Genomic DNA, 11,561 nt, shown 5'->3' on the forward strand with positions numbered 1-11,561 from the left:
GCCTGGCGGCATGATGGCGGTCATGGAGACGTTCATCGTGCGGATCTGGTCCCCGGCAGGCGACGTGGCGGGTGGGGACGGCGGCCTGCACGGCACCGTCGAGCGCGTGGGGTCGGGCGCGGCCGTCCCGTTCCGCAGCAGCGGGGAGCTGCTCGAACTCGTCACGTTCCGCTCGGCGCCCGACGCCGACGACGTGATCCGCCCGTTGAGCCTCCTGCAGGACCCGGGGCCGATCACCGGGGTCGCCCCGCGACCGGACCAGCGTGACGACAGCAGCGTTCCATGACCTTGCGGGACGGGTGTCCCCTGAGGTGGCGGGGAGGCGTCCATGCGTGAGTCCGACTGGCAAGGAGTTCTCGACGCGGTCCGCGAACCGGCACTGGCCTACCTACGGTCCCTACCCGACCGTCGCGTCTACCGGCCGACGGACCCAGAGGAGATCCTGGCGTCGATGGGCGGTCCGTTGCCGTCCGAAGGCGTTCCGGCCACAGAGGTGATCGCGGCGCTGGCCCGCGATCTTGAACCCTTCATCGTCGCCCACGCGTCGGGACGGTACTTCGGGTTCGTCATCGGCGGGTTGCACCCCGCCGCTTACGGCGCGGAGATCCTCACCGCGACGTGGGACCAGAACGCGGGCCTCTACGCGGTCGCGCCCGGCGTGGCGGTCGTCGAGGAGGTGGCGGCGGGGTGGCTGCTCGACCTGCTCGACCTGCCCCGGGATGCCTCGGTGGGGTTCGTCACGGGTGGGCAGATGGCGAGCTTCACCTGTCTGGCGGCCGCACGTGATGCGGTGCTGCGCCAGGTCGGGTGGGACGTCGAGGCGGACGGTCTGCAGGGAGCCCCGCCGGTCCACGTCGTGGTGAAGTCGGAGAAGCACAGCACGGTCGCCAGGGCGTTGCGCTTCCTCGGGCTCGGCTACAGCCGTGCGGTGGAGGTTGCCTCCGACGCCGGATCACGGATGGACGCCGAGGACCTCGACCGGACGCTGGAGAACCTCGACGGTCCCACCATCATCTGCGTCGAGGCGGGCAACGTGAACACCGGGTCTTTCGATCCGTTCCATGCCGTGGCCGACGCCGCCGAGGCTCACCGGAGCCGAGACAACCCGACGTGGGTCCACGTGGACGGCGCCATCGGCCTGTGGGCGCGAGCGTCCTCCGGGCAGCGGCCCATCACCGCAGGCTTGGACCGGCTGGACTCGTGGTCGACCGACGCGCACAAACTGCTCAACGTCGCCTACGACTCCGGCATCGCCGTGTGCCGGGACCGCTCCGCGCACCGCGCCGCCATGAGCGTACAAGCCAGCTACCTCGTCCACAGCGACGAAGGCGGTCCCCGTGATCAGTTGGACTGGAACCCGGAGTTCTCGCGCAGAGCACGCGGACTGGGGGTCTACGCGACGCTGCGCTCGCTGGGGAGCCGCGGCGTCGAGGACCTGGTCGACCGTGTCTGTGCTCTGGCCCGCCGTTTCGCCACCGCTATCGGCGAGAGCGGCAAGGCACAGATCGCCAACGACGTCGCCTTCAACCAGATCCTGGTCCGATGGCTCGCCGACGACCAGGACCATGACGCGTTCACCGACCGGGTCGTCAACCGCGTCCAGGAGGATGGCACCGCCTTCTTCAGCGGCACCACCTGGAACGGCATGCGCTTGATGCGCATCTCGGTGTCCAACTGGGCCACGGACGAGGAGGACGTCGACCGCGCGGTCGATGCGCTCCTGCGGTGCGCTCGGGAGGGATGACCTCGAGTCGCGGGCGAACGCCACGCGAAGGTCACCCGAAGGCTGCGGCGCACCCTGCACGTCATGGAGAGTCCGATGGGTGACGCGAAGGAGACCGCCGTGCGACCGTCAGGACAGCCCGCAAGGGCAGAGCGGTTCGTGAGCAGCCGACCGCTCCGGCGGAACCCGTACCTGCTCGCCGCGATGGCGGCACTGGTTGCGGTCACCTCGATGACCGCTGCCTCAGCGGACCCGGCCGGCGAGGGGAGCAGGTTCCGCTCTGCCGTCACGAGCAGCGGAGGCGTGGTCTCCTCCCTGTCGACGCAGTCGGCCCGCGCGGGGATCGGCATCCTGGACGCCGGCGGCAACGCGATCGATGCCGCTGTGGCGACGGTGTTCGCGGTGGGCGTCACCCGGCCGGAGTTCTGCGGCATCGGCGGCGGGGGCTTCCTCGTCTACCGAGGCGCCGACGGCGAGGTCGCATCGCTCGACTTCCGGGAGACCTACCCGCTCGCCTCAGGCCCTGACACCTTCTTCATCCCTGGGATGCACCGGGACGGCACGACCGGCCTCGAGGGCGCCGCCGGGCACATGGCCGTGGGCGTCCCCGGCACCGTGGCGGGTATGGCCGCCGCGCTCGAGCGGCACGGGTCGGGGCGGTTCTCCCTGGCCGAGGTCATCGCGCCCGCCGAGCGGCTCGCCCGCGAGGGGATGACCGTCAGCCAGCAGTTCGCCGCGTTGAGCACGCTGTTCCACCAGCGGCTCTCCTACTACGAGGAGACCCGCAGCATCTACCTGCTGGGCGGCGCGACCCCGTACCCGCCCGGATCCACGCTCGTACAGGCGGACTACGCCAGGTCGCTCGCCCTCGTCGCCGCCTTCGGGCCCGAGGCGTTCTACGCCGATGCCGAGTACCCGGCGTTCGACTACAACGGCTATCGCTACGAGGCCGGACCCAGCATCGGGCGGCTCATCGTGCGGGACATGGAGGGCGCCGAGGAGGCGGCCAGGACCAACCCCGTCATCGTGGCCCAGTGGGGGCCCGAGCCCAACGACATCGGCCTGCTGACCACCGAGGACTTCTCCACCTACCGAGCGATCTGGCGCGAGCCCCTCACGGGGACCTACCGGGGCCACGAGGTGATCTCGATGCCGCCGCCGACCTCGGGAGGCGTGCAGACGATCGAGATGCTCAACATCCTGGAGGGCTTCCCGCTCGGCTCTCCGGGCTGGGAGCACTCTTCGGCCAACCACCTCCACGCCATGGCCGAGGTGCAGAAGATCGCCTGGGCCGACCGCAACGCCCACATCGGGGACCCCGACTTCGTCGACGTGCCGGTCGAGCAGCTCACGGGCAAGGGCTACGCGAACAAGCGCCGGGCCGAGATCGGGTTCGGGGAGGACTCAGCGAGGCTCTACGAGGCCGGAGAGTTCGAAGACGAGGAGCCGCACGGAGAGGCTTCCGGCTCCGGCGGTGGGCACACCCTCCACGTCTCGGTGGTCGACGCGGCCGGTAACGCCGTGTCCGTCACATGCAGCACCGGCTTCGCCTTCGGCAGCGCGGTCGTCGCCCCGGGCACCGGCTTCACGCTCAACTCCTCGATCATCATGCCCGGGCCCCCCGGCAGCCCCGACGAAGCCCAAGCGGGCAAGCGGAGCGAGTCCCGAACGACGCCGGCGATCGTCGCCCGTCATGGCGTTCCCGTGCTCGTCACCGGAGGGGGCGGCAGCAGCACCATCCCCCGGGGCGTCGTGCAGAACATCGTCAACGTCGTCGACTTCGGGATGGACATCGCCCAGGGGATCGACGCCGCGCGGGTCGATGCCGTCGTGGCGGACGACGGCGACACGGAAGCGCTGGAGCTGAGCATCGAGGCCCACGATCCGCGGGACCCCGGGATCCAGCACCCCCCCGGGTCCGCGCCGCGCATCTCCGAAGAGGTGCAACGAGAACTAGAGCGCCGGGGCCACACGCTCGTGCACCGCGGGGAGTACGACTTCCAACCGCACCTCGCCTCAGCGGGCGTGGACCAGATCACCGGGCGGCGGCTGGCGGTGTCGGACCCCCGGGAGGAATGGGGCTCCTGCGCTCAGGCCGATGTCCCGCCAACCACGTGCCCGTAAGAACGGGCCGAGCAGAGGGGTACCCGATGAGCAGCATCCGTTCGATGCAACGCTGGGTTGGCATCCTGGTCCTGGGGATGCTCGGGTGGCCGCTGGTGGCGGCCCCCACCGCGGCGGCTGACTGTGAGGACGCCGCTCTCGCACCCGGCGACGAGGCGTTCTGCGCGGCGGTCAACGTCGACCGCGCCCAGGTTCCCGGAGCCGACTTCTGCGGCGTCGCCGGCGACTGCCCGCAGTGGCAGATCACGGTCGCGGACGGCGGTGCCCGGCTGCGTGTCGCGCTCAGCGCGGTGTTCCAGGAGGCCGGGGACGTCCGGCCCTGGGCGGACTTCAACGGCTCGGCGCCCGAGATGATCTTCCGACTCCAGCTCCTCGACGAGGCAGGTGGCGTGGTCGCGGAGGACTCCACCGGCGAGACCTTCACCGCCTACGGCGTGGAGGTGTTCCTGGTACCGCCGGAGGCTGGCGTGTACACGGTCCGGGTGATCCCCGAGAGCGTGGTCGATATGGCGTTCCGGCTGCGCGCCAAGCTTGAGGTCGATGGCCACCACGAGGCCGACCACCACCGGCGCGGCGCAGACCGCACGGTGCTGACCCCGAACCTGCGGGCGATCCCGCCGTTCGAGTTCAACTTCTACCCCCCCAGCGCGACGTACGGGCCCGGCGCGCCGGTGGCGGCGCCACAGGCCTCGTGCATGGTGGAGGAGATCGAGGAGGCCGTCGAGGAGGGTCGCCCGGCGCCGAGGCTGTGCCTCCGCTACTCGATGGGGTTCGAGAACGCCGGTGACGGCATCTTCTGGCTGTCGGTGTTCTGCCCCGCGTGCCAGCACTACTACCCGCACACCAAGCCGATCGGGGACACGATCTGCTCGCTCTTCGGCTGCGCGATGGGCGAGGTCGTGGGACAGCCCTGGCAGGTCGGCGAGGACGCCCGTGACTGGCCACTGACGCAGATCCGCTTCTACGCCGACGGGAGCTGCTGCCAGGTCGAGACGTTGGGATCGGCCGGGGTGGGGCGCTTCCACGCCGCGCACGGGCACCTGCACTACCAGAACGCGTACCTCTTCGAGCTGTTCCGGGTCAACGACGAGGGCTGGAGCCTGGGCGACCCGCGGCCCAGGCAGCTGGAGCTGGTCGGCCCGGGCAGCAAGCTCGGCGTCTTCCCCGGCGACGAGATGATGTCGGGCTGGGACCGCTTCTACCAGTACCCGCGGAGCGGGGCCTGCCCGCAGAGCCCCCCCGAGCATCCCGACCACTGCGGGCCGGGCATGGGCAACTCGCCGCTGCTCGGACTGGGCGAGCCGAAGGTCAACGCCGGTTGGGGCGACATCTACGAGTGGAACCGGGGCGGCAACTACGTCGACTTCCCGACCGACGAGCTGGGCCAGCCGCTCGCGGGCTACTACGTGCTACGTGGCACGAGCGACCCCGATCGGGTGATCATCGAGACCGATGAACGCGACAACCACAGCTACGGCTTCATCCACGTATCCGGCGACGGGACCGTAGAGCTGCTCGAGCGCGGCTACGGCACGTCACCGTGGGACGGGAGCACGGAACTCGTCACGGTGGTTCCGGGCTAGTGCCACGGTTCAACATCGTCGGGGCGGGGGGTGGGTGCGGATCTGGTGTCCGGTGGGCGACGTGAAGGTCGCGATCCCGCTGTGGGGGTCGTAGGTGGCGCTCCAGCCCCCGGTGGTGTGCATGGCGTGGTGGCTGTCGTGGCCTTTGCAGGCGGGCAGGGTGCTGTCCCATTCGGTTTCGCCGTGGTCGGCCCAGGGGATGACGTGGTCGGCTTCGGTCCACGCCACCGGCCGATCACAGAAGGGGTAGCGGCAGTGGGTGTGGATGTGCTCCAGGAGGGGGCGGAGCCAGTCAGGGATGGTGCGCAGGGAGCGTCCGAACGCGACCGGGCGGTAGGGGCCGGCGGTGAGGATGACGTTGGTGAGGAACCCCTCGTCGTGCAGGCCCCACTGTGCGAGCAGGTCGCGGGCGAGTTGGTCGTCGATGGTGCCGGTGCGGCGCAGACGGGATTCGAACGTGGCGGCGGCTTCTCGGCCCAGCAGGGTCCACAGGTCGATCATCAGGTTGACGTGGGGACGGGCGCCGTTCTTGGTCTCCAGCGTCGCGGCGGCGGCGCGGCGCAGGATCTCGGCGAACGCGTCGTGGCGGATCTGGGCGGCGGTGCGGCGCTGCTCCTTGGGCACGTCCTTGCCGTCGGGGGTGGCCAGCGTCTCGATCAGCTGCGCCAACAGCTCGTGCACCTCGGGCACGAGCGTGCCGTGCAGGTCACCGAGCCCGTCGATGCCGGGGTGGACGGTCACCTCGCGGCGCTCGTCGGGCCCCGGCCCCATCGGCTCCGCGTCGGTGCCGTCAGGGTCGGTGTGGTCGCGGATGAGCTTGACCGCGCGGCGCACGTCGGTGGGGGTGCCGTGGCGGGCGAGGGTGACCAGGGCGGGTTCGGCTTCATGCAGGGCGGGGTAGCGGCGGGTGGTGGTGGCGCGCACGATCACATCGACGTGCTCGGAGGAGACCTGCCCCGCCTGGTAGGCGTCGCGGAGCTGGTCGTAGTGCCGCAGCCGGGTTGCGCGGCGGGTCAGCCGCGACGCGGCAGCGCCGTCCATGCCGGTGCGGGCGGCGTACCACGACGCCAGGGTGACGGCCCCGTCCGCCCGGTAGGCCCCGGCGCGTTGGGAGCGGTCCAGCAGCCGCGACTGCTGGGCCTGGAGGCGGTTGAGGTGGGTGTGGATCTCGACGGTGGCGTCGAGCACGTCACGGTCGATCTGATCGAACAGATCCACCTCAGCCAGCACATCCAGCGCGGCGCGTAGCTGGGTCAGGGCCTAGGCCAGGTCGGGTCCGCGTGACGGCAGCGCCCCCGCGTCGGCGCCACGACCACCATCATCGTCTCGCCCGGGATCGTCGCCACGGACGGGGTCGTCGTCTCGTCCAGCGTCGTAGCCGCCCCGCACCTCGCGCGCGACCGACGCCCCGACCTCCGTACGCGCGCCACCACCTGGGGCCTCGGCCCGGCGGTTGGGGTAGCGGCGTGTTTGTGGCATGGACCTCAACGTAGGTGCTGGGTGTGACACTACCAGCTCGAACAGGTGGATGCAACATCTGTTCGCATAGCGCGCTGTGGAGAACCGCCCGGCTGGTCGGCGGCTCATCCGTAGAGGAACGACGCGGCCCCGAGGGTGGTGCTCGCGCCGATCCGCCACCTCGACCGACGTCGCTGGTTGATGCGGAGGAGATAGGGACCGGGGTACCTTCGTGGGTTCCGTGTCCGGGGTGAGGGATGTCCGAACAGACCGACGAGCTCGCGGCTGAGCAGGAGCACCTCGAGCGTGCGTGGTCGCGGCTCGAGGAGCTGCGCGAGCGTGCGATCGAGACCGCGGACGCTCACCGCGAGGTCACCAGCCACCACCAGCAGCTGTACGAGCGTGACGTTCTCTTGCACAGCATCGCGACGCGGTACGCCTCGCTGACCATCGGCGACGAGCAGCAGCTCATCTTCGGCCGCACCGACGACCTGGCGGGCGAGACGCTGCACATCGGGCGTGTGGGGCTGCGCGACGAGGACCTCGACACCCTGGTCGTCGACTGGCGCGCCCCGGCCGCGGAGGCCTTCTACCGCGCCACCTACGCCGATCCACACGGGCTGATTCGGCGTCGCACGATCCTCACCCGCGGACGGCGGGTCATCGCGATCGAGGACCAGCTCCTCGACCCCGAGCACGCCCCCGACGACGTCGCGCTCGTGGGCGACGCGGCCCTGCTCGCCGCGGTCACCCGGAGCCGCGCGCACCACATGCGCGACATCGCGGCGACCATCCAGGCGGAGCAGGACCGCGTCATCCGTCAGCCGGAGGACGTCGACGTGATCGTGTCGGGTGGCCCTGGCACGGGCAAGACCGCGGTGGCGCTGCACCGGGTCGCCTACCTGCTGTACAGCGCGCGGGAGCGCATCGGGCGGCGAGGCGCGCTCGTGATCGGTCCCAACCGTCGCTTCGTCGACTACATCGACCGCGTGCTGCCGTCGCTGGGCGAAGACCAGGTGGTGCTCCTGCCGATCACCGGGTTCGTGTCCAAGGTCGACGACACCCTGCGCGACCCGCCCGACGTCGCCGCGCTCAAGGGCGACCCCCGCATGGCACAGGTCGTACAGCGGCTGCCCGCACAGCTCCTCCCGCAGCTCACGCCGGAGGACGTGCCGACCTTCCAGGTGGCGTCGGTCAGCTTCCGTCCCGATCCGGGGGCGCTCCAGCAGGCACGCAGCCGCGTCGCCCGCCCTGACCTCGGGCTCAACGCCCGACGCCAGTTCGCGGCCGACCGACTCGCCGCAGAGCTCACGCAGGCGTGGTCACAGGCTGCGGGGCGACGTCCGGCCGATGCCAACGAAGTCGCTGCCACGATCCGCACCGACCCCGGTTTCGATCGTCTGGTGCGCAGGTTCTGGCCGCTCGCCGACGCGCCGAGCATGTGGCGCACGATGACGACCGAGCCCGAGCGCCTGGCCGACGCCGCACGAGGCGTGCTCGACGAGGACGAGATCGCCGCGCTGGTGCGCTCGTTCCAAGGTCGGTCACCCGGCGCGGTGGGACCCGCCGACGCGGCTCTGGTGGACGAGTTGTTCGCACGCGTCGGTCCCCGCCCCAGGAAACGCCAGGAGGTGGAACGCCACCCCGACGAGCTGAGCGTGTGGAGCGAGCGCGAGGGCACCGCCGAGCGCGGCGGGGTCCCCGACCCGCAGACCTACGACGGCTGGGCGCACATCGTCATCGACGAGGCGCAGGACCTCACGCCGATGCAGTGGCGGATGCTGGCACGTCGCAGCCGCGCGGCGAACCTCACGATCGTGGGTGACCCGCACCAGACCGCCGCGGACGAGCCGACGGACTGGAAGCAGCTCCTCGCAGAGCACCTCGACCGCCCCGACATCGTCGTGACCGAGCTGTCCACCAACTACCGCACTCCGGCGCGCATCGTCGAGACCGCAGCCCGGATCCTGCGCCAAGCCGACCCCGACGCCGAGCCGCCGCTGAGCCTGCGCGAGGGCGACGCCCCAGAGGTCGTCGTGGTGCCACGCGCCGAACTGGCCGACCAGGTAGCGGGCGCGGCTCAGCGGATCCTCGCCCGGGTCGACGGCACCGCCGCCGTCATCGCCCCTCTCGAGGTTCTCGATGAGGCCGCCGCCGCCGTGACCGCGCTGCTCGGCGGCGACGACCGGCTCGCGGTCGTCGATCCCATCGCCGCGAAGGGGCTCGAGTGGGACGGCGTCGTGGTCGCCGACCCAGAGGCCGTCGTCGCCACCACCGCCACGACCCGGCGGGGCGGGCTGCGCACGCTCTACGTCGCGATGACCCGCGCGACCCACCACCTCATCGTCGTCGCCCCCGACGACGCCGTCCCCGAGGCCCTGTCTCAGGCGACGGCGCATCCGCGCCGTCGATAGAGGCGTGGCGAGCCGTCCGCCGTCGAGAGCGCGGTCTCGACGGCTCGGGCCGCATGGGGACCCGACTGGGCTCGCGCTAACGTGGCTGGTGCTCAAGTAGCGGAGCGGTAGCACGACAGACGGTGCTCAAGTAGCGAAGCGGTAGCACACCAGATCCGAGCCGAGCAGGGGAGCCGCCCACATGACCCAGGCCATCGAGGACCTCCTCCAGGAGGCGCGCACCTTCCCGCCGCCGCCGGAGTTCACCGCCGACGCCCTGCTCTCGGACGAGGACATCTACGAGCGGGCCGAGGCCGACCCGGAGGCGTTCTGGGCCGAGCAGGCGCAGGCGCTCGACTGGTCACGACCGTGGGACACCGTGCTCGAGTGGGAACTGCCCTACGCCAAGTGGTTCGTCGGTGGACAGCTCAACGTCGCGGAGAACTGCCTCGACCGCCACGTCGAGGCGGGGTACGGCGACAAGGTCGCCTACCACTGGGAGGGCGAACCGGGGGACACCCGGACCATCACCTACGCCGACCTGCTCGCCGAGGTCAACCGCTTCGCGAACGCGCTCAAGCAACTCGGCGTGTCGAAGGGCGATCGCGTCTGCATCTACCTCGGGATGATCCCCGAGCTACCCGTCGCGATGCTCGCCTGCGCTCGCATCGGGGCACCCCACTCCGTCGTGTTCGGCGGCTTCAGCAGTGATGCGCTGCGAGATCGCATCAACGACGCCGAGGCACAGGTGCTGATCACGGCGGACGGCGCCTGGCGCAACGGCAACCAGGTCCCACTGAAGGACAACGCCGACGCTGCCGTGGCCGAGACGCCCTCCATCGAGCACGTCATCGTGGTGCGTCGCACCGAGCAGGAGATCGCGTGGGCCGACGAGCGCGACCGCTGGTACCACGAGGTCATCGAGGACCAGTCCGAGGACTGCCCCGCCGAGCCGATGGACAGCGAGGACCTGCTGTACCTGCTGTACACGTCGGGCACGACCGGCAAGCCCAAGGGGATCATGCACACGACAGGGGGGTACCTGACGCAGGTCGCGTTCACCCACAAGCACGTTTTCGACCTGCACCCCCACGACGACGTCTACTGGTGCGCCGCGGACATCGGCTGGGTCACCGGCCACAGCTACATCGTCTACGGGCCGCTGGCCAACCTGAGCACCTCCGTCATGTACGAGGGGGCGCCGGGCCACCCCGACAAGGACCGGCTGTGGCAGATCGTCGAGCGCTACGGCGTCACGATCCTCTACACCGCCCCGACCGCGATCCGCACCTTCATGAAGTGGGGCGAGGAGCACCCCGGCCAGCACGACCTGAGCTCACTGCGCCTACTCGGGACGGTCGGCGAGCCCATCAACCCCGAGGCGTGGATGTGGTACCAGGAGCACATCGGCGGCGGCCGCTGCCCGATCGTGGACACGTGGTGGCAGACCGAGACCGGTGCCATCATGATCAGCCCCCTTCCGGGCGTGACCACGACCAAGCCGGGTTCGGCGACGTTCCCGCTGCCGGGCATCTCGGCCGACGTCGTCGACGAGAGTGGCGAGTCGGTGGACATCCCCGGAGGCGGGTACCTCACGCTCACGCGGCCGTGGCCGTCGATGCTGCGCGGCTTCTGGGGTGACCCGGAGCGCTACGAGCAGACGTACTGGCAGCGGTTCGATGGCGTCTACTTCGCCGGCGACGGTGCCAAGCGCGATGCCGACGGCTACTACTGGCTGCTCGGGCGTGTCGACGACGTGATGAACGTCTCCGGCCACCGCATCTCGACCACCGAGGTCGAGTCGGCGCTCGTCGACCACGAGGCCGTCGCGGAGGCGGCGGTCATCGGGGCGGCGGACGCCACCACCGGCCAGGCGATCGCGGCGTTCGTCATCCTGCGCGGCGGCTACGAGCCATCACGCGGGCTCGAAGGCGACCTGCGCGAGCACGTCGGCAAGGTCATCGGGCCCATCGCCAAGCCCAAGCGCATCCTGTTCACCGACGACCTGCCCAAGACCCGCTCGGGCAAGATCATGCGGCGGCTCCTCAAGAACGTCGCCGAGGACGACGACCTCGGCGATACCACCACGCTCGCCGATCCCGGGGTCGTGGCCGGCATCAAGGACCGCTACCTCGCCCAGGCGGACGAGTAGGCACCTCTGCCCGCACCGGTGCCGGGGGCCGTGCTCGAGTAGCGGAGCGGTACCGCAGCATGGGTGCTCGAGTAGCGGAGCGGTAGCGCAGGACTTCGTCGCGTACCCTGGTCGGCTGACGCGCAACG

8 protein-coding genes are annotated in these 11,561 nt (G+C 70.8%); 6 read left to right on the plus strand and 2 right to left on the minus strand.

Translation table 11 applies throughout. From position 1 onward, the window contains the following. Positions 1-10: 10 nt before the first annotated feature. The 4 genes from KY469_00135 (at position 11) to KY469_00150 (ending at position 5,430) form a co-directional block, all read left to right on the plus strand. Complete coding sequence (locus tag KY469_00135; protein MBW3661478.1) at positions 11-286, plus strand: hypothetical protein; 276 nt, start codon at positions 11-13, stop codon at positions 284-286. Between the two features lie 42 nt (positions 287-328). Beyond that, the gene (locus tag KY469_00140) at positions 329-1,744 is read left to right on the plus strand and encodes an aspartate aminotransferase family protein (protein ID MBW3661479.1); all 1,416 of its coding nucleotides are present in this window, start codon (positions 329-331) and stop codon (positions 1,742-1,744) included. Between the two features lie 138 nt (positions 1,745-1,882). After that, positions 1,883-3,847, plus strand: coding sequence for a gamma-glutamyltransferase family protein (locus KY469_00145; GenBank protein ID MBW3661480.1), 1,965 nt, complete (start codon positions 1,883-1,885; stop codon positions 3,845-3,847). A 26-nt stretch (positions 3,848-3,873) separates the two neighbouring features. Further along, the gene (locus tag KY469_00150) at positions 3,874-5,430 is read left to right on the plus strand and encodes a hypothetical protein (GenBank protein ID MBW3661481.1); all 1,557 of its coding nucleotides are present in this window, start codon (positions 3,874-3,876) and stop codon (positions 5,428-5,430) included. 9 nt (positions 5,431-5,439) lie between these two features. Here KY469_00150 and KY469_00155 read toward each other — a convergent pair whose 3' ends face one another. Beyond that, positions 5,440-6,648, minus strand: a complete 1,209-nt coding sequence (locus tag KY469_00155; protein MBW3661482.1) for an HNH endonuclease — start codon at positions 6,646-6,648, stop codon at positions 5,440-5,442. Positions 6,649-6,690: 42 nt separating this feature from the next. After that, on the minus strand, positions 6,691-6,909 hold the full coding sequence (locus tag KY469_00160) for a hypothetical protein (GenBank protein MBW3661483.1): 219 nt from the start codon (positions 6,907-6,909) through the stop codon (positions 6,691-6,693). 236 nt (positions 6,910-7,145) lie between these two features. On the opposite strand from KY469_00160, the gene KY469_00165 reads away from it, so the two are divergent. After that, positions 7,146-9,302: an AAA family ATPase gene (locus KY469_00165; protein MBW3661484.1), complete on the plus strand. Its 2,157-nt coding sequence runs from the start codon at positions 7,146-7,148 to the stop codon at positions 9,300-9,302. A 181-nt stretch (positions 9,303-9,483) separates the two neighbouring features. After that, entirely contained in the window at positions 9,484-11,433 is a 1,950-nt protein-coding gene (gene acs, locus KY469_00170; GenBank protein ID MBW3661485.1) for an acetate--CoA ligase, read from the plus strand. The last annotated feature ends 128 nt before the right edge of the window (positions 11,434-11,561 follow it).

The organism is Actinomycetota bacterium, assembly GCA_019347575.1.
Classification (GTDB): domain Bacteria; phylum Actinomycetota; class Nitriliruptoria; order Nitriliruptorales; family Nitriliruptoraceae; genus JAHWKY01.

Excerpts from the sequence above, each read along its gene's own strand:
- KY469_00135 (MBW3661478.1), top strand. The coding sequence starts at position 11 with ATGATGGCGGTCATGGAGACGTTCATCGTGCGGATCTGGTCCCCGGCA.
- KY469_00140 (MBW3661479.1), top strand. The coding sequence starts at position 329 with ATGCGTGAGTCCGACTGGCAAGGAGTTCTCGACGCGGTCCGCGAACCG.
- KY469_00150 (MBW3661481.1), top strand. The coding sequence starts at position 3,874 with ATGAGCAGCATCCGTTCGATGCAACGCTGGGTTGGCATCCTGGTCCTG.
- KY469_00160 (MBW3661483.1), bottom strand. The coding sequence starts at position 6,909 with ATGCCACAAACACGCCGCTACCCCAACCGCCGGGCCGAGGCCCCAGGT.
- KY469_00165 (MBW3661484.1), top strand. The coding sequence starts at position 7,146 with ATGTCCGAACAGACCGACGAGCTCGCGGCTGAGCAGGAGCACCTCGAG.
- acs (MBW3661485.1), top strand. The coding sequence starts at position 9,484 with ATGACCCAGGCCATCGAGGACCTCCTCCAGGAGGCGCGCACCTTCCCG.